At 40.2% G+C, this 17,780-nt stretch carries 17 protein-coding genes; 8 read left to right on the forward strand and 9 right to left on the reverse strand.

Annotated features, from left to right (window positions below; translation table 11 throughout):
- Positions 1-536: 536 nt before the first annotated feature.
- The gene (locus tag BV902_RS15375; RefSeq protein ID WP_075992689.1) at positions 537-1,997 is read right to left on the reverse strand and encodes an exonuclease domain-containing protein; all 1,461 of its coding nucleotides are present in this window, start codon (positions 1,995-1,997) and stop codon (positions 537-539) included.
- Between the two features lie 122 nt (positions 1,998-2,119).
- Here BV902_RS15375 and BV902_RS15380 point away from each other — a divergent pair, with 122 nt between their 5' ends.
- Complete coding sequence (locus BV902_RS15380; protein ID WP_237241674.1) at positions 2,120-2,458, forward strand: GNAT family N-acetyltransferase; 339 nt, start codon at positions 2,120-2,122, stop codon at positions 2,456-2,458.
- A gap of 90 nt (positions 2,459-2,548) precedes the next feature.
- On the opposite strand, the gene hutG is transcribed toward BV902_RS15380, so the two are convergent.
- From hutG to hutH, 4 genes are read right to left on the reverse strand one after another with little or no spacing between them, the layout of a single operon-like run.
- Complete coding sequence (gene hutG / locus BV902_RS15385) at positions 2,549-3,553, reverse strand: formimidoylglutamase (RefSeq protein WP_075992690.1); 1,005 nt, start codon at positions 3,551-3,553, stop codon at positions 2,549-2,551.
- Positions 3,550-5,568, reverse strand: a complete 2,019-nt coding sequence (locus BV902_RS15390; RefSeq protein WP_075992691.1) for a urocanate hydratase — start codon at positions 5,566-5,568, stop codon at positions 3,550-3,552. The genes hutG and BV902_RS15390 overlap by 4 nt, the downstream gene beginning before the upstream one ends.
- A gap of 4 nt (positions 5,569-5,572) precedes the next feature.
- Positions 5,573-6,823, reverse strand: a complete 1,251-nt coding sequence (gene hutI / locus BV902_RS15395; RefSeq protein WP_172840693.1) for an imidazolonepropionase — start codon at positions 6,821-6,823, stop codon at positions 5,573-5,575.
- A 7-nt stretch (positions 6,824-6,830) separates the two neighbouring features.
- Positions 6,831-8,390 (reverse strand): histidine ammonia-lyase, encoded by a 1,560-nt coding sequence (hutH, locus tag BV902_RS15400; RefSeq protein ID WP_075992692.1) that lies wholly within the window; start codon positions 8,388-8,390, stop codon positions 6,831-6,833.
- 77 nt (positions 8,391-8,467) lie between these two features.
- On the opposite strand from hutH, the gene BV902_RS15405 reads away from it, so the two are divergent.
- The 6 genes from BV902_RS15405 (at position 8,468) to BV902_RS15430 (ending at position 15,275) form a co-directional block, all read left to right on the forward strand.
- Entirely contained in the window at positions 8,468-9,400 is a 933-nt protein-coding gene (locus BV902_RS15405; RefSeq protein WP_075992693.1) for a LysR family transcriptional regulator, read from the forward strand.
- A 117-nt stretch (positions 9,401-9,517) separates the two neighbouring features.
- Complete coding sequence (locus BV902_RS15410; RefSeq protein WP_075992694.1) at positions 9,518-9,808, forward strand: antibiotic biosynthesis monooxygenase family protein; 291 nt, start codon at positions 9,518-9,520, stop codon at positions 9,806-9,808.
- Positions 9,809-9,917: 109 nt separating this feature from the next.
- Positions 9,918-10,424 (forward strand): S-ribosylhomocysteine lyase, encoded by a 507-nt coding sequence (locus tag BV902_RS15415; protein ID WP_075992695.1) that lies wholly within the window; start codon positions 9,918-9,920, stop codon positions 10,422-10,424.
- Positions 10,425-11,066, forward strand: coding sequence for a 5'-methylthioadenosine/S-adenosylhomocysteine nucleosidase family protein (locus BV902_RS15420; protein ID WP_075992696.1), 642 nt, complete (start codon positions 10,425-10,427; stop codon positions 11,064-11,066).
- Between the two features lie 214 nt (positions 11,067-11,280).
- On the forward strand, positions 11,281-13,464 hold the full coding sequence (locus tag BV902_RS15425; protein ID WP_075992697.1) for a bifunctional alpha,alpha-trehalose-phosphate synthase (UDP-forming)/trehalose-phosphatase: 2,184 nt from the start codon (positions 11,281-11,283) through the stop codon (positions 13,462-13,464).
- Positions 13,464-15,275, forward strand: coding sequence for a glycoside hydrolase family 15 protein (locus BV902_RS15430; RefSeq protein ID WP_075992698.1), 1,812 nt, complete (start codon positions 13,464-13,466; stop codon positions 15,273-15,275). The genes BV902_RS15425 and BV902_RS15430 overlap by 1 nt, the downstream gene beginning before the upstream one ends.
- 84 nt (positions 15,276-15,359) lie before the next feature.
- On the opposite strand, the gene BV902_RS15435 is transcribed toward BV902_RS15430, so the two are convergent.
- The 3 genes from BV902_RS15435 to BV902_RS15445 form a co-directional block, all read right to left on the reverse strand.
- Positions 15,360-15,545, reverse strand: coding sequence for a CsbD family protein (locus tag BV902_RS15435; RefSeq protein WP_075992699.1), 186 nt, complete (start codon positions 15,543-15,545; stop codon positions 15,360-15,362).
- Between the two features lie 39 nt (positions 15,546-15,584).
- The gene (locus tag BV902_RS15440) at positions 15,585-15,857 is read right to left on the reverse strand and encodes a hypothetical protein (protein WP_157626102.1); all 273 of its coding nucleotides are present in this window, start codon (positions 15,855-15,857) and stop codon (positions 15,585-15,587) included.
- A 181-nt stretch (positions 15,858-16,038) separates the two neighbouring features.
- Positions 16,039-16,617 (reverse strand): hypothetical protein, encoded by a 579-nt coding sequence (locus tag BV902_RS15445; RefSeq protein ID WP_075992701.1) that lies wholly within the window; start codon positions 16,615-16,617, stop codon positions 16,039-16,041.
- A gap of 145 nt (positions 16,618-16,762) precedes the next feature.
- On the opposite strand from BV902_RS15445, the gene BV902_RS15450 reads away from it, so the two are divergent.
- Positions 16,763-17,113, forward strand: a complete 351-nt coding sequence (locus BV902_RS15450; protein ID WP_075992702.1) for a hypothetical protein — start codon at positions 16,763-16,765, stop codon at positions 17,111-17,113.
- 57 nt (positions 17,114-17,170) lie between these two features.
- On the opposite strand, the gene BV902_RS15455 is transcribed toward BV902_RS15450, so the two are convergent.
- Positions 17,171-17,422, reverse strand: coding sequence for a hypothetical protein (locus BV902_RS15455; RefSeq protein ID WP_153848526.1), 252 nt, complete (start codon positions 17,420-17,422; stop codon positions 17,171-17,173).
- Between the last annotated feature and the right edge of the window lie 358 nt (positions 17,423-17,780).

The following is a 17,780-nucleotide window of genomic DNA, read 5'->3' on the forward strand; positions in this document are numbered from 1 at the left end:
GGCAATCTGAATAATAGGAATAAAAAAAAAAGGGCCAAGGCCCTTTTTATATATAAAGATATGGATAAGATATACCGCAGCTACTTTTAGAAAACGCCCCATCTTTGTTTTACTATTTCGCTATTACAGTATGCTGACACTAAAATAGCTCAAACTAACTATACAGAGAAAAAACTTAGGGGGACAAAGGGGGGACAAAATACAATCGCTTGAAAAACAGCAAATTGAAACACGTATTTAAATTAAAAAAAGCGCTACTTTATTTTGAATAATCATAATAGAAGTCATACTTCGCGTAAAATTCTTGTCCGGAAATATTAAAAAAAGAAAACCTGAGGTTGGGAGCCCCAGGTTTTAACTAACCAATTATTAACCTAAATTATGAAAAGTCTTTTTTTAATATTCTACACAAAGAATATTTCAACTATTGGACCAAAATCGCGCGTAATTTACTATTTCACATTTCTTTAACAGATTACTGAGATTGAAATGACTAAAGGGAAGACATTTCCAAAATAAGAATAGAACATAAACTGTTAAAAGAAATTAAAGAGACTATTCGGAGCCAATTTTTCATAAGAGAAATCAGGTTCTGCCGCAACATCAGGTAAAATCTTTGATTTTGTTAGGAAATGTATTTTAGCGGGATGTCTTTCTGCTGCCATTTTGACCAATTCCATCATGTAGTGATTGCTCTGATATCTTTTTACTTGTCCTTTTATATCTTCAAACCCGCTATACTGGCCGTATTGATCAATATATCCCATTCCATAAAAAACACCATTTTCAATGACGATACAGCTTTTTTCATCGGAATTACGTCCTTTATCGATCAATACAAAGGATGGCTGCTGTTTGAGCCAATCCTCGATACAACGTTCCACCCGGGTATTGTGTAGGTCTCGATCGGGCAATTCGGTCTTCTTTAGCGCTTTCGTAGACAAACTGGCGTGCCCAAACTGACAAAATTGCGGATTAATAGCGTCATGCTGAATAAAGTTTTGCAGCAACTGAATAGCGTCATATTCGCGCTGAAACAACTGAATACATTCTTGTCCCCTTGTCGTCTTCCCAATAGCCAGATGGAGATAGCCATTTTGATCCTCATAAGAAAACAAACCGAATTTAGGCTCATACCGTTTAAGTGCTCTATTATATTTTGGCCAGAACTTTTTGATTTCCGCACATTCCAACAACAATGACATCAGCTCTGTCCCGCAGCACTCATAACTTATATGATGAATTTCCTTTAAGAAATGTTGCCTTTGCGCTTGAATATTATTCCCTGTAAAATGAGACAATACTCTTTTTTTTATATTGACGGCTTTGCCAACATAAATTACTTTTCCAGCTTTGTCGTGAAAATAATAGACTCCAGCCTCGTTGGGCAATTGTTCATACTCCAAGGGATTTAAATGCGGTGGAAACCGTTGATCTAGCGCTTTATGTTTAATCATATCCTGAAATACCTGTTCGGTATCTAGCACTTTCAAATAAGCAAAGAGAATGGCTGTTGCATCGGCGTCGCCACCTGCACGGTGCCTATTTTCAATCGGGATATCTAAATAATCACATAATCGCCCCAAGCTATAGGACAATAATCCCGGCTTTATTTTTCGCGCATAGCGTACTGTACACAATTTAATCGCCGACCACTCGAAGCCCGATTCCTGAAGCTGAAATCGAATGAATGAATAATCAAAATTTACATTATGTGCAACAAAAATACGGTCTTTGAGCATTTCATAAATCTGCTCGGCTACTTCATCAAATAATGGAGCGTCCTTCACCATGTCATTGTTTATACCCGTAAGCGCAAAAATCGAATTCGGAATCTCTTTCCCTGGATTCACCAAGGTCTCCCAACGTTCCAAAACCTGATTACCATCATGAATAACAATGGCAACCTCTGTGATCCTGCTCGATTTTGCATTGCCACCTGTAGTCTCTATGTCCACAATGGCAAATTCTTGTCTTTTGCTTTGATTTACACTCATAACGCAAAGCAAACATACTAAAAATATTAGCTATCCAAAAGAATCATCGCAATTTTACAAAACACGGACGCCAATTATACAATCTAGCTGATAGAAATAGCTGTTTTTCTAAACTACTGTTCATGTTATATATTGCTGGATTTTGTTTATTTTGGCTTTTCTTAATTAAATTCATGCTCATGGAAATAATACAAAAAAATAACGATAAACATGGTAGCTTTGAGGTTATCGATCAAGAAAAGTCAGTGGCACAAATGACCTATACCTGGGCTGGCCCTACAAAATTCATTATAGACCACACGGAAGTAAATTCAGAATACGCAGGAAAAGGGCTAGGTAAACAGCTATTGATGGCGGCAGTGACTTATGTACGTAAAGAAAATTTAAAAATTATGCCTTTATGTCCTTTTGCAAAATCAGTTTTTGATAAGGATCCAGCATTAGCCGATGTGCTTTTTTAAGACCTCGCCAATGTGAAAAAAGATGGTTAGATTGCTGTCGCAATGTATCTAACCATCTTTTTTGCCTCCTGTTTAGCTAATGAGCAGTTGCTAATCAAGTTTGATTGCTAATTTGTTTATCAACTTAAAAATGAGATCAGCCGTTAGTTTGGCCGTTCTGGAATCAATATCAAAATGGGGATTGAATTCGGCAAAATCGACAGATTTTAGATTAGGCAGATCCAGTAGCATATCGTAGATCGTAAAAAACAAATGATCAGGAACTATACCGTTAAATGCCAATGCACTTACTCCCGGTGCATAGGCTGCAGCGAAAGCATCAAGATCAACCGTCAAATACACATAATCCACTAATTTGGAGAAACGAACAATTTTCTCCCTAATTAAATCCAGCTTTTCAATGACCAAACTCTCTCTTTCAATAATCTGCACATCCTTCTCTTTGGCATAGTCCAGCAATCCCTTGGTGTTACTAATTCCCTGAATACCGATCGCCAAGTAATGAAATGGCAAATCAGCTTTAGACTGATCCTGCTCGATTTGAAAGAAGCCCGTTCCAGAATTCCCTTTGCCATCCTGCAATGGACGGATGTCTAAATGGGCATCCAAATTAATAATGCCAAGACTTTGGTTACGACTCTTTAGAAATTCTTTAACACCCAAATAATGGCCGTAAGTTACTTCATGGCCACCACCTAAGATGACTGGAAATCCTTCTTGTTCGAGAATACAATTTAATGCAGCCCCAAGCCCCTGTTGAGATAGCTCTAAATCACTGTCTTTTATAAGTATATCACCGCAGTCTTTAAGTTTTAGTTTATCAGAAAAATGTACAGGAAGGTTTGTTAATACATTCCGAAGTGCTGTCGGTCCATCTTTGGCTCCTACACGACCTTGATTGCGTCCAACCCCCTCATCGCTACAGAATCCGAGAAAAGCAATGGACTGCCTTAAATCGGGCTGCCCGAGAAGATCAACACAATCCATTAATTGATGCCAGCGCATCCATTCACGATCCTGCCCATCGATACGCCCCTTCCAGACCGCTTGGTCTCCTTTGTTGTATATTTCCGGATTATTCAACAATAAGTTCATTCGCTCAGATCAAATAATTGTTCGATAATATCGTCATCTACAAGTTGGGCGCGGGTAACTTGCAATGTCGTATTTTTCTCCATTGCACGATCTAGCGCCTGATTAGCTTCCTTATTTCTAGCCCAGGCGCGCCTAGCAATCCCATTATTCACATCAAAATACAGCATCTTTTCTAACTTAAAAGCTGCTTCTTCAGAGCCATCTAGCAGTAGACCGAAGCCTCCGTTGATGACTTCACCCCAACCGACTCCGCCGCCATTGTGAATAGATACCCAAGTGGCCCCCCGGAAACTGTCGCCAATGACGTTATGAATAGCCATATCTGCTGTAAATTGACTGCCGTCGTAGATATTGCTTGTTTCCCGATAAGGTGAATCGGTACCGCTCACATCATGATGGTCTCTTCCCAAAACAATAGGTGCTTCAAATAAGCCACTTTTTACGGCTTCATTAAAAGCCTTTGCTATGGCAATACGTCCATTGGAATCTGCATAAAGAATACGCGCCTGAGAGCCTACTACAAGTCTATTTTTACCAGCTTCTTTGATCCATTGAATATTATCTTGCATCTGCTGCTGAATCTCCACAGGGGCTTCTTTTCGGAGCTTTTCTAAAACTGTCATGGCTATTTCGTCTGATTTTTGGAGATCCGAAGTCTTTCCAGACGTGCAAACCCAGCGAAATGGTCCAAAACCATAGTCAAAACACATTGGACCAAGAATATCCTGCACATAAGATGGGTAGCGGAACTGATCCTTTTTATCATTCCATACGGCTGCACCAGCACGACTGCTTTCCAACAGAAACGCATTGCCGTAATCAAAGAAATAGGTTCCCTTGGATACATGCTTATTGATGGCATCGACATGTCGTACTAAGCTTTCTTGTACACATCGCTTAAACCGGTCAGGATCGGTCGCTAATAGCGCATTGGATGCTGCAAAGGTCAGCCCCATTGGATAATAGCCCCCGGACCAGGGATTATGTAATGATGTCTGATCAGATCCTACCGTGATGTGGATATTTTCGCGATCAAAGGCTTCCCACACTTCGACAATATTACCGATATAGGCGAAGGAAATTGTTTCCTTTTGATCCATCGCCAACTGTACCTGTTCAACGAGTTCATTGATATTTTCTATCAATCGGTCTACCCAACCCTGTTCATGCCGCTTTTTTGCCGCAGCGGGATTGATTTCAGCGCATACGGTGATACAGCCGGCAATATTACCTGCTTTGGGCTGTGCGCCACTCATACCTCCCAAACCAGAAGTCAAAAACACCTTGCCTTGAATGGTATCGTCTACTGCTAAATGTTTTCGAAAAGCGTTCATGACAGTAATTGTGGTGCCATGCACAATACCCTGCGGACCAATATACATATAGGAACCTGCTGTCATCTGTCCATATTGTGTAACACCTAAGGCGTTAAAACGTTCCCAGTCATCCGGTTTCGAATAGTTTGGAATCATCATGCCATTGGTTACAACAACACGAGGTGCATGTTGTGAGGAAGGGAAAAGCCCCATTGGATGACCACTGTAAAGATGTAAAGTTTGCTCATCTGTCATCTGCGAAAGATACTGCATGGTGAGGCGATATTGAGCCCAATTTTGGAAAACAGCTCCATTCCCACCATAGGTAATCAGTTCATGGGGATGTTGTGCTACAGCTGGATCGAGGTTGTTCTGAATCATCAACATAATAGCTGCCGCCTGCTTACTCACTGCTGGATAATCATCTATCGGTCGAGCGTGCATTGCATATTGGGGTCTAAAGCGGTACATGTAGATTCGCCCAAAACTACGAAGCTCCTCTAAAAATTCAGGTGCTAAAACCGTATGCCATTGTTTTGGAAAATAACGCAATGCATTCCGTAGGGCCAGCTTCTCTTCCGACTTGGTGAGAATATCCTTTCGTCTGGGGGCATGACTTATTGTATGATCTCGTTCTACTTTTGGAGGTAATACGGTCGGAATACCTTCCGCAACCTCACTCTTAAATGTATCTTCCATGTTGTTATATTGAGAATACTTCCTGACCATTTTTCCATACTGCTGTAGGCTGCAAGCTTCCTTGGTAGTAGGTAATATCCTGATAATTATCTGTTTTAAATAAACTAAAATCTGCTTTCATGCCCTTGGTCAACACGCCGCGATCCGACAGGTTTAAGGCTTTTGCAGCACGGTAGGTTAGTGCCGCAAGCAGCTCAGCATTCGTCAACTTTTCTGCTGTTGCCAAAATACTCGCACTCGTCAGTAACTGTCCCATGGGCGCGGAACCTGGATTCCAGTCACTTCCTATTGCCAAACATGCCCCTGCATCCAGCAACTTTCTAGCAGGTGTAAAACCACATCCCAGACCGATTGAGGCGGCAGGCAGCGCCACAGCAACAGTAGCTGAGTGTGCGATGAGTTCTATTTCAGCCGCAGTTGATGCTTCAAGATGATCCGCGGATTGCGCACCGAGTTCTACAGCAATCTGACTTCCCGAAGTGGTAAACTGATCGGCATGAATAGTCAGATCAAAACCCATTTCTTTTGCTTTTCGTAAATAGGCCACAATGTCTTCCCCCTGAAAAGCCGTTTTTTCGATAAATGCGTCAATCCGATTCGATAGCCCTTCTGATTTCAATAGGGGAAAAAGATCTGTTGTGATCAGATGAAGATAATCTTTTGCGGATCCGTCGAAGTCCCGTGGGAGCATATGTGCAGCCAAACAAGTTGGAATAAGGTCTGATGCTGTACGACGATCCGATTTCTGAATGCCCCGTAATATCTTAAGTTCTTCTTTAACATTGAGGCCGTAACCACTTTTAACTTCAATTGTTGTGATTCCTTGCCTTAATAGAAAATTTGCGCGCTGGATAGTGAGATCAATCAATTCTTCTGCCTTACAATCCCGCGTATGGGAAACGGTGCTCCAGATCCCACCTCCTGCCGCTGCAATCTCCAGGTAGCTTGAGCCTGCATTTCGAAGGGCGAAATCATTCGCTCGATTACCGGCAAAAGCAATATGTGTATGGCAATCAATAAAGCCTGGCAGAGCGACCTGATCTCCTTCTACAAGTACAAGTGCCGCCTCCTTTCCCCATTGCAGTTGTAATTGCTCAAAATCCCCCACTTCCAATATATGGTTACCCGCTATTAAAATACCTCCTTCTTTAATAATAGCCAATTGTTTATCGTGGAGTGCCCCATTTACGGGCATATTTGACAGCGTTAATACCTGCCTAAAAGGTCCAACTAATTTCAGCTCTTTTTCCATCATTCTTCGTTTAAAACATTTCAAACCTTTGTTTCAAATCCGCTTCAATCTCACCTGTAGCATATTGACGATGCAATGTGATCAGTTCGCCTGATTTTACGAGGCTTAGTGCCTCCGTCAGCAGCTCTTCCATCGGTTGATCGGATTCAATATGCGGAATGGACTGGCGAATTCTTGCATGGATAGCTTCCAATGCTGCAGTCGATTTTAATGGCTGATGGTAATCTTTGGCCTGTGCCGCACATAACAGTTCAATACTTAGTATTTTATCGACATTGTCAATGACCTGCAGTAATTTTCGGCCGGCAATAGATCCCATACTGACATGATCTTCCTGGCCTAAAGAGGTAGGAATACTATCTGCACTTGCAGGAAAACAAAGTCCTTTATTCTCACTTGCTATCGCGGCAGTGCTATATTGTAAGATCATAAATCCTGAATTGAGACCGGTTGACTTCATTAACAATTTTGGGACGCCGTTGGTTTGACCTTCTAAAGACAAATAGACCCTTCGGTCCGAAATATTGCCAATTTCCGATGCGGCCAGTGTGGCATAATCCAAAGGCAGAGCAATTGACTGTCCGTGAAAGCTACCGCCACTAATGGTTAGTTCATCATTAATGATCACAGGATTATCGGTCACTGCATTTATTTCGATTTCTATGGTATCCTTCAAATGAAACCAAGCATTGCGTGATGCTCCATGGACCTGAGGGATACAGCGCAGCGAGTAGGGATCTTGTACACGAGAACAGTCTTTGTGGCTTTCCAAAATGGCCGAGCCATGAAGCATGTTAAAAATGCTTGCAGCGACATAGCGGTTTCCTGGGTGCGGGCGTAATTGATGTAATTCTGTAAAAAATGGTTTTATTGAACCATTTAAGCCTTCAATCATTAAGGTAGCAATAATGTCAGCGTTCTGAAGTACACGATTTAACTCGGCAACAGCCATCACACCATGTGCCGCCATAAATTGAGTTCCATTGATTAAAGCCAGCCCTTCTTTTGCGCCCAGCTGAACCGGTGCCATACCGTGTTTTTCCAAAACGGCAGCTGTCTCCACAATCTCCCCTTCTACGTTAACTTTTCCTAAACCAATCAATGGTAAAAATAAATGTGACAATGGGGCCAAATCACCCGATGCGCCCACAGAACCTTGTTTGGGGACCACAGGAATGACATGATTTTCAATATGCCAAATAATCCGCTCAATCGTCGCATACTGAACTCCTGAAAATCCTTTAGAAAGCGCGTGAACTTTAAGAATAAGCATCAATTTGGCCAAATCGTTGGCTATAGGTTCTCCCATACCGACAGCATGGCTTTTTAGAATATTTTCCTGTAACAGCTGCGTTTGACTTGCATCAATAAGTGTGGTGCACAATGGACCAAAACCTGTATTGATCCCATAGACAACCTCACCGCGCTCTACTATTTTCCTGACATAACTGGCGCTTTGCTCGATCTTATCCTTGACTTCGGGGGAAATTTCCCCGGTAACCGTTCCTTTTGCTATCGCTAAAGCTGTGGAGCATGTTAGCTGCCCACTGCCATATAAAAATTTTTCCATTATCATAACTGCTTTACTCAAATGTACTTGCTATATTTGATAATTAGAAATACCATTTTTATCATCAATTGATAACCATGAATTATCAAATAGAGCTAAGACATTTACTGTATTTTAAAGTATTGGCGGAAGAACTGCATTTTAGAAGGGCTGCCGAAAAATTGTTTATTGCGCAGCCAGGCTTGAGCAGGCAAATTAAGCAGCTGGAGGAATCCTATGGCGTAACATTCTTTGAGCGTAATAAACGAAATGTTCAAATGACTGAAGCGGGGATGTATCTCTTTCAGGAGGTGAAAGAACTATTTAGGCACTTGGATCAGATTGAAACTCAACTTCAAAGTTTTGCCAACGGTAAAATAAGCACCTTAAAGCTGGGGTTTATCGGGTCGGCTGTTCAAACAATCTTACCGCAATTGCTTGTCACCTTAAAACAGCAGCAGCCTGATATCGAGTTATCACTTCACGAACTAGCGAATGAAACCCAGCTGGATCTGCTGGAGAAAAAAGAACTGGACTTAGGGTTTGTTCGTCTTTCCGAAACGCCCCCCGGGTTATGTAGCCTGCCTCTACATACAGAGCACTTTAGCCTCGTTTTACCCAACGATCATCCCCTATTGAAGTCGCCGCAACCAAGTCTTGATGCGTTCAAAAATGAATCATTTATCTTATTTTCCAAAAACTATAGCCACTCGTATTATGATCTCGTGATGAGCATTTTTAGTGATCATAAGTTTATCCCCAAAGTTACTTTACGCACAGTGAATGCTTTAACTATTTTCAATATGGTTGCTCAGGGACTGGGTGTTGCAATAGTTCCTTCATCTTTAAAGAACGGATACCATGTTGATGTCACTTTCCTTGAATTGACCACTTTACCACAACGAACAACGCTCTCTTTAGTTTGGAATGCCCAAAATCGTAATCCCGGTATTCCATTAGTTATTCAGATCATCGCTTCGCAACCCAACAAAACTGGACCTGATACTGCCGGCATAAACAATAATAGCTAAGACTGCATCAAAAGAATGCCAAATAAATTGTTCGGATAAGCTTGTTATTGTATTGCATATAAAAAACAAATTCTCTAAGTTTGATATATTTACTAAACTTTATTTAAAAAACGAATTATGATTTTAGAAGTAGCTGTATTACAAATTATTGAAGGAAAACAGTCCGATTTTGAAAGAGATTATAAAACAGCTTGCCAGTATATTAGTGCGAGTAAAGGTTATATCACGCATTCCTTACGTAAATGTATTGAAAAAGATAACCAGTACATTTTGTTGGTTGAATGGGAAACTTTAGAAGACCATACCATTGGTTTCAGGGAGTCGGCATTATTTAAGGAATGGGAGAAACTTTTACACCATTACTACGATCCATTTCCAACAGTCGAACATTATGAAGTGTTAAAATAGTAGTTTTGTCGTCCTTTTCTACAATAATCTAGTATCTTTGTAGAAATTTTTGATATTCAACTTTTAACCCCTATAACGTCACAAGCGTTATAGCTTTGAACAGAACAAGATGTACACAAAAGAAAAAGCAAAAGTAAATAGTTTTACGGTAGATCATACCAAGTTAAAACAAGGGATCTACGCTAAAGCTTCTACAACCAATAACAGCAATGTTGAGAGTTATACAACTTACGACATTCGCATGATCAGACCGAATTCTCCGGAGCGTATGCTATCACCTGAGGTCATGCATACCTTAGAACATTGTTTTGCAACAGAAATTAGAACCATCTTAGGTGATGAAGTTATTTATGTTGGGCCAATGGGCTGTTGCACGGGATTTTATGTTGTATTGGCTGGAACAGCGAAAACTCCTCAGAACGTGGCGGAATTGATGAAAGAAGTATTAGAGACTGTTCTTACAGAAGGATACGAAGTACCTTTCCAAAATCCAATTAGCTGCGGAAACTACACATTCATGGATTTTCCCACCTCAAAACAGGCTTGTGTTAACTTCTTAAATCTAATTACTGCCGAAGAATTGGAATTTGAGTATCCATATATCGAAGAAAATTAAATGATCCTGAATAAAGATATTGAAACGATTATCTTGGTAGCAAATAAAAATGAGCTATCTTTTAATTCGACAAGTGAATCGACTTTTGTATACGAAATTGGTGTAGGTAAAGTAAATGCGCTCCTGTCCGTAGCTACGCTTTACGAAGACATCAAAGCATTAGGGATCAGTCCTGTTCTTCTCAATGTTGGCACGGTAGGTTGTACAAGGCATCCGATAGGCCATGTCCTTTATCCGGCATACTATGCACAAGGGGATGCTTATACGGATGGATTTTTCCTGGAAAACACCTTGTTTTTTAAAGGTCAAGGCGTATTGGAATCCATATCTCGTGATGAATTTCGCTACGAAGATGCACTTTTGACATCGGATCGTTTTATCAATGTAAATACTGCTTTTTATCAGGATATCAAACATTTTAATCCTTTGGCATTTGATATGGAATCTTATGCCCTAGCGAATTTCTGTTTTCAAAAAAATCTCACCTTTCATAGTATTAAAATTGTTTCAGACAATTGTGATGGCACAGTTAAAGATTGGGAAAGTATTTTAGGAGAAATTTCAGGGAGATTAGGTGATATTCTCGATCAATTCATGAAAAAGCTGGATAACGAAAAAGCTGCTGCGGTCAGTATATCGTAATCTAATGAAATAGCAAAAAAAAGACCTGTAGAAATAAAGGTCTTTTTTTTTTGCAAATTACCGTGTTCTTTCTTCAACAGCTTCCCTCTTGTCTTTCTAATTTGAATTTATTCAAACTATTCTCTCCCGAGGTTGTTCAGATAAGTGGATTACAAGCCCATCGTTATTTCAATATAACTCTTCCACACTGCAAATAAATCGATCTAATATTCTTATGAAGAAAAAGAAGAAAATAATAATTTCAAATAGACTGCCGATACAAATAGAACGAAAAAAAGAAAAATTAATCATCAAGCCGAGTGCGGGCGGACTGGCAACCGGTTTAAATTCCGCCTTTGATACGGATGAAATACTTTGGGTTGGCTGGCCGGGAATTGTTCCCAAAGATGAAGAGGAAAAAGAAAAGATTGTCGAGCTTCTCAAACCGATGAGCTTACTTCCTGTTTTCTTATCAAAAGATGAAATACATAATTTCTACGAAGGTTATTCCAATGAGGTCCTCTGGCCTATTTGCCACTATCAGCCGAGCTACATCCATTTTGACCGCGAATATTGGTCTACCTATGTCATGGTAAATAAGAAATTCTGCGAGGCTGCGCTTTCTATCGATGAGCCATCCGATTTTATTTGGGTCCATGATTATCAGCTTATGCTGCTCCCTCAACTGCTGCGTTCAGAGAAACAAGAGCTCAACATCGGTTATTTTCACCATATTCCTTTTCCTTCGGAGGAACTCTTTATGAACATTCCGCAACGTAAAGAATTGGTTGAAGGTTTACTGGGAGCAGATCTTATCGGATTTCATACTTTCGCCGATAGTCAGAACTTTCTAAATGCCTGCAAAAAAATATTGCATGTATCATCTGGACATAACCAGCTCAAGTACAAAGACCGTCATATATTTATAGAATCCTTTCCGATGGGCATTGATTTTGATAAATTCGTCGAAGTCAGCAGTCAGCCTAAAATCCAGTCGATTGCAAGCCAATTCCGGAGCCATTTTCCCGATCAAAAGATTATTATAGCTGTAGATAGGCTCGATTATAGCAAAGGCATATTAGAGCGATTACGTGCTTTTCTCACTTTCCTTGAAAAATACCCCGAATGGCATACAAAAGTTATATTGTATATGCTTATCGTACCCTCTAGGGATAAGGTATCGCAATACAAAAAACTGAAAGATGAGATTAACCGGAAGGTGAGTGAAATCAACTCCATTTATGGCAATCTAAGCTGGACGCCGGTACTATATTTTTACAAATCACTTCCATTCGAGGAGCTGGTTGGATTATATGTTGCATCCGATATCTGTATGATTACATCTACGCGAGATGGGATGAATCTTGTAAGTAAAGAATACATCGCCAGTAAGACTTTATCAAAGGGGGTATTGATTTTAAGTGAGTTTGCAGGCGCCTCCAAGGAACTCGTTGATGCCTTGATTATTAACCCCTATAATCGTACAGAAACGGCAGACAGTATTTACCAAGCGCTTAAAATGCCGCCCGAAGAAATTCAGGAACGTACCGATGCCAATATTCAGATTATACAGAAGTTTAATGTGCAGCATTGGGTGCAGCTCTTTACCAATCGTTTGGCCGAGACCAAAGCCATACAACGTGACGAATGGGCAAGACGAATCTCGGATAAGGTATTGAATAGTATTTCAGAAAGGTATAGCAAAAGTAGCAATAGACTCTTTTTTCTGGACTATGACGGTACTTTGGTCAAATTCCAGAATCATGCCCAGAAAGCGAGTCCGACGACCCTGTTGTATAACCTTTTGGATAATATCATTTCTGATCCACTCAATACATTGGTCATCATAAGCGGCCGATCACAAGAGAGCTTATCGTCTTGGTTTGACGGTCGATCATACTATTTAGTTGCCGAACATGGCATTTGGTCAAATTTCCCAAATTTCAACTGGTCGTATAAGAAAGGATTGGCCCTCCACTGGATGCCTGAAGTAAAAAAGCTGATGGAAAAACTCGCCGATCAAACTCCGGGGGCTTACATCGAGGTCAAGCCCTACTCGTTAGCTTGGCATTATAGAAAAGTGGAACTGGGCTTAGGCGAACTTAAAGCAACCGAGCTAAAGGAGATCTTAAACCCAATGCTCAACGACTATGGATTACAGCTACTGGACGGAAATGCTGTCATTGAGGTCAAAAATACAGAAGTTAATAAAGGTAAGGCGGCATTGGAAATCGCAGGACATATAAAAGCAGATTTCATGTTGGCTATTGGCGACGACATTACCGACGAGGATCTATTCAGGTATCTACCGCAATCGACCATAAGTATTAAGGTAGGCAGCAACAAATCTGCAGCAAAATATTATTTAGATGAACAAGAAGATGTTCTTCAATTTTTAAATCAACTTATCGTAAAATAATGAACGAAAATACAACAGAAAACAGACATATCTACCAATCTGGAATCATTGGAAATTGTTCCTACATAGCGCATGTTGGCATCGATACAAACATATCATGGTTGTGCTGGCCATCGTTCGAAGATAGCTTTGTATTCGGCAGTATGATTGATAAAAATCAAGGTGGAACTTTCAAGATCAGTTCAGAGGAAGCAGTTGTGGAAACCAAGCAGTATTACATCAAAAACTCCAATGTGCTCTGTACGGAAATCCACACGGAATCCTACGCCTATCGTATTACAGATTTTGCACCTCGTTTTGAACAATTCGGGCGGTATTTTAAACCATTGATGCTGATACGAAAGATCGAACCACTGCATGGTGCCCCTAGCGTCAACATTAGATGTCAGCCGACTGCTGACTACGGCCGATTGGCACTTAAGCCTACCCGTGGCAGCAACCATATTCTTTATAGCAACGATCAGGTCGGAGAACGAATTCGACTTACCACTGATCTGCCTATTTCACATTTCTTCCAAGAGGAAAGCTGGACCATTATCAGTGAAAATAAATACCTTATACTGACGTATGATGCTGCTTTCGAATCGGCCATTGTAAGCACCTGTGAGGATTTCCTCCATAAAACGCTCAGTTATTGGCAGCGATGGATTAAAAGGTGTAGTATCCCTAACATTTATCAAACAGAAGTTATACGATCGGCTCTGGTGCTGAAACTTCATCAATATGAGGATACCGGAGCAATTATCGCTGCATCAACAACTAGTCTGCCCGAATATCCAGGTTCGGGCAGAAACTGGGACTACCGTTATTGCTGGGTACGTGATAGTTATTATGTCTTAACAGCATTGACGCACATCGGTCAGTTTGAAGAAATGGAAAGCTTTGCTAATTATATTGCTGGTATCACGCATCGCAACCCTGGAAGACTTCAACCTTTGTATGGTATCCTTGGTACCACCGAACTGACAGAACATATCTTACCTTACCTAAAAGGCTATCAGGATAACGGTCCAGTGCGGATTGGCAATCAAGCTTTTGAACATATCCAAAACGATGTATACGGCCAAGCAATGATTGCCTTGTTACCTCTTTTCACTGATCAGCGTTTTAAAATCCATGAAAACAAGAATGTTTTAGGCTGGGTAAATTTCATTCTCGAAAAGATTGAGGCTACTATCGAGGAAAAAGATGCCGGTATCTGGGAGTTTAGAAATTTCGCCAACCACCATTGTTATTCCAATCTTTTTCAATGGGTCGGATGTAAGGCGGCCCTATTGATTGCGCGTCAAAATGGTTATCAAGATATGGAGGATCGCGCGAATGTCCTCTTAAAAAAAGCAGAAGCTTACATCGAGGCCTGTTATGACGAAGAGCGAAAAGTCTATCAGAATGCTATTGATAGCCGGAATTTAGACGCCAGTACCTTGCAGCTCATTGTCATGGATTACCTTGACCCAAAATCGGAACGCGCCCTTCATCATCTCGAAATGCTGGAAAAGGAATTAAAAGGTGAAAATGGACTTTTCTATCGCTATAAACATCAGGATGATTTCGGCAGACCCAAATCCACTTTCTTAGTCTGTGCATTTTGGTACGTGGAAGCGCTAGCCTGTGTCGGCCGTGTGGAGGAAGCGAAAGAGATCCTCGAACGTTTGCTGACCTACAGCAATCACCTGGGGCTGTTCAGTGAGGATGTTACCGAGGACAATGGCAGCCAATGGGGCAATTTCCCACAGGCCTACAGTCACGTTGGCTTGATGAATGCCGTTTATCGTCTTGCCATCAAATTAGATAAACCAATTTTTCAATGACATAAAAACAAAATGTGCGATCAAAATAAATTGATCGCACATTTTTGCGCTTATAATTGCCAATTAAATGGCCTTGATAAAATATTACAATTTATCCAGCCAGTTTTCTACCTCTTCTTTGGTTTTTCCGGTCTTTTGTTGCAATTTACCCAACAATTCATCTTCCTTTCCCTCGGCATACAACAGATCATCATCGGTTAAATCTGCATATTGCTGTTTCACTTTACCTTTCAGCTCGTTCCAACGGCCTTTCCATGTTAAATTACTCATAAATGCTCCTTGTTTTTAAAAAATGAAATGTATGTGCTTTTATATTAATGTCTGTTTATAGCTGTCAAAATGTTCACAGATCTCCTCCATCCCGATTTGCTTGCCCATCAAGTCTATAAAACGGTTTTTATACAAGGAAAATATGTATAGTCCCGTTGCCAAACTCCCTATGACAAAAATACCTTCCAGCTCATTGCTCTTCACAAGCTTGTTGTTCAGGTGACACTCTTTGAGTAATGGAATGTTATAAGAAGACCATTTACCCATTTTATCTTTGAGTACCAAACCAATATTTTTTGTCCCTGTCATCATTTCAGCTCCTTTTATTAGAAAAACAGCTACTTTACTTCAAATGTTTTCTAATTTTTGTCATTTTGAAAAGAATAGGTCTTTCATACACAAGAGCAAGTAATTATACGGTGGCGTCCAAAAAAAATGTTTCCAATTGATTAATTGGAAACATACTGTTAAAGATTGCTTTTACTATTTTTTGTTAGCGTTTACCTGGTAAATAGATTTGAAAACCTACGCCAACGCCTAAACCACTCGCACCGCTGCCTGTATTAATATTAGCCTTGCTATAATTGTAGCCAAAGGTAGCTTCCAAAGCAACAGTTCGTGTGATAAAATGTGCATATCCAACATTGGCTCCTACAGCCAGTGCGACATCTTTGCCCCTAGAACTTCCTGAAATACCAATGTCTCCCTGTCCAAAAAACCGACCTGTACTTGATCCCGCATTTGGAAAGTAATAACGCACAAATGGCGCTACACCATAAGTCCATTCATTATCAGCATCTTTTTGAGTAGCCAAGCCAAGATTTGCCTGTGCACCAATAGCCAATCCATCGGACACGAAATAACCAGCTCGTGGTTGAAGTGCTACATTAAATGATTTTCCTTCAAAACTATAGCCAAGATTACCGATCGATCCACCGACCATCCAATTTCCTTGTCGAATAGGTTCAATTCCGACATCCGAGGACATCTGTGGCGTAGTTTCAATTTTCTGAGCATGGGCCTGATACCCAATTCCTGCTGTTATTAATAAAAGAAGTGTCAATTTTCTCATAGTATCTCTATTATCTAAATTACTTTAGTTTAATAACAAGATCGACAAATGAAAAGTTTTAAATTTATTCTTAAAATATATCGTTTTGTCATTTTGTAAAAAAGAGAACCAATCAGATTTGACTCATGTTCCTATTAAAAAGACGATGAATACAGCAATTCAATTTGGTGATGCTATTTCAGATTATTTCCAAGAAAGCTCCCTATTCTTGCACGAAATAGCCCCAATGGAAAACCAACCGGACAGCTACAGTCTTAAGTCCGTATTTAGTCCATCCAAGGTTTCGGATCGAGATACGTTCAATCTCAAACTAGACTCTCCAAAAAGTATGGCTGGCCCCGATCCAAGTGAAGAAGAACAACGCGACCGCACCACTAAAGAAAAGATTAATACAGAAGAGGATCAACATAAAGAGAAACCAGATCATTCAGAAGAAGATATTTATGATGCTGATTCAGATCAAAAGGAAAAGGACAAAAAAAACTCCCACAACTAAGGGAGTTTTTTTGTGAATATAACGAAGAGGTCCGAGTGACCTTTTCTGAGTGCTCCTTTAAGGTTTAGATTGTATAGCATTGATGCTATCCTTCCTAAGCGTGTCTGCTAAACTGGTATCCTTCTGCATGCTCATTTTTTGTTGCTCGCTTAAATTGTATCTTGTTTCATCGGCAGCGCTCGGAGCGATATTGTCTGCCTGACCACTTCCCTCTGCTGGATTTTTGTTTGGATTTTGGCACGCAAAAAATAGTGTGCTGCAAAATAATAACGTTCCCAAAACTACCGTAAATTTCTTGCTCTTTTTCATATTCTGTTTTGTTTTTGTGATCAACCTTTTTCTTAAGAACCACATTCAGAACTTATTAGTTTAATAAAAACTGATAAAAAACAATCATTTAAACTTCTGCTTAAAAAAATAGACAGTTCCCATACTCCACCTAATACAGAAGGATACCCGTAATAAAGACATTTTTTAATGGAACAAATACCCAATTGACCGGCCCCTAATCGGCCGCCTATTTTTATCGGGACGCTTTCAATTGTGTATTCTTGTAGCGTTTAGGCTACAAAACGATCAATACGCATGTGTACGTATTTTCCCCCTATGCCTGTTTAAACAAGTTTTAGATGAACCTGAAAACGTAAATGTAGCACTTAAATTGCAC

Source organism: Sphingobacterium sp. B29 (assembly GCF_001952815.1).
Taxonomy (GTDB): domain Bacteria; phylum Bacteroidota; class Bacteroidia; order Sphingobacteriales; family Sphingobacteriaceae; genus Sphingobacterium; species Sphingobacterium siyangense.

What these genes read in the sequence shown, in the direction of transcription:
- BV902_RS15390 (WP_075992691.1), bottom strand. Translation starts at nt 5,568, where the DNA reads ATGGAAGATACATTTAAGAGTGAGGTTGCGGAAGGTATTCCGACCGTA.
- hutG (WP_075992690.1), bottom strand. Translation starts at nt 3,553, where the DNA reads ATGAACTTATTGTTGAATAATCCGGAAATATACAACAAAGGAGACCAA.
- BV902_RS15430 (WP_075992698.1), top strand. Translation starts at nt 13,464, where the DNA reads ATGAACGAAAATACAACAGAAAACAGACATATCTACCAATCTGGAATC.
- BV902_RS15445 (WP_075992701.1), bottom strand. Translation starts at nt 16,617, where the DNA reads ATGAGAAAATTGACACTTCTTTTATTAATAACAGCAGGAATTGGGTAT.
- BV902_RS15405 (WP_075992693.1), top strand. Translation starts at nt 8,468, where the DNA reads ATGAATTATCAAATAGAGCTAAGACATTTACTGTATTTTAAAGTATTG.
- BV902_RS15425 (WP_075992697.1), top strand. Translation starts at nt 11,281, where the DNA reads ATGAAGAAAAAGAAGAAAATAATAATTTCAAATAGACTGCCGATACAA.
- BV902_RS15450 (WP_075992702.1), top strand. Translation starts at nt 16,763, where the DNA reads ATGAATACAGCAATTCAATTTGGTGATGCTATTTCAGATTATTTCCAA.
- BV902_RS15420 (WP_075992696.1), top strand. Translation starts at nt 10,425, where the DNA reads ATGATCCTGAATAAAGATATTGAAACGATTATCTTGGTAGCAAATAAA.
- hutI (WP_172840693.1), bottom strand. Translation starts at nt 6,823, where the DNA reads ATGATGGAAAAAGAGCTGAAATTAGTTGGACCTTTTAGGCAGGTATTA.
- BV902_RS15440 (WP_157626102.1), bottom strand. Translation starts at nt 15,857, where the DNA reads ATGATGACAGGGACAAAAAATATTGGTTTGGTACTCAAAGATAAAATG.
- BV902_RS15410 (WP_075992694.1), top strand. Translation starts at nt 9,518, where the DNA reads ATGATTTTAGAAGTAGCTGTATTACAAATTATTGAAGGAAAACAGTCC.
- BV902_RS15435 (WP_075992699.1), bottom strand. Translation starts at nt 15,545, where the DNA reads ATGAGTAATTTAACATGGAAAGGCCGTTGGAACGAGCTGAAAGGTAAA.
- BV902_RS15375 (WP_075992689.1), bottom strand. Translation starts at nt 1,997, where the DNA reads ATGAGTGTAAATCAAAGCAAAAGACAAGAATTTGCCATTGTGGACATA.
- BV902_RS15415 (WP_075992695.1), top strand. Translation starts at nt 9,918, where the DNA reads ATGTACACAAAAGAAAAAGCAAAAGTAAATAGTTTTACGGTAGATCAT.
- BV902_RS15455 (WP_153848526.1), bottom strand. Translation starts at nt 17,422, where the DNA reads ATGAAAAAGAGCAAGAAATTTACGGTAGTTTTGGGAACGTTATTATTT.
- hutH (WP_075992692.1), bottom strand. Translation starts at nt 8,390, where the DNA reads ATGGAAAAATTTTTATATGGCAGTGGGCAGCTAACATGCTCCACAGCT.
- BV902_RS15380 (WP_237241674.1), top strand. Translation starts at nt 2,120, where the DNA reads ATGTTATATATTGCTGGATTTTGTTTATTTTGGCTTTTCTTAATTAAA.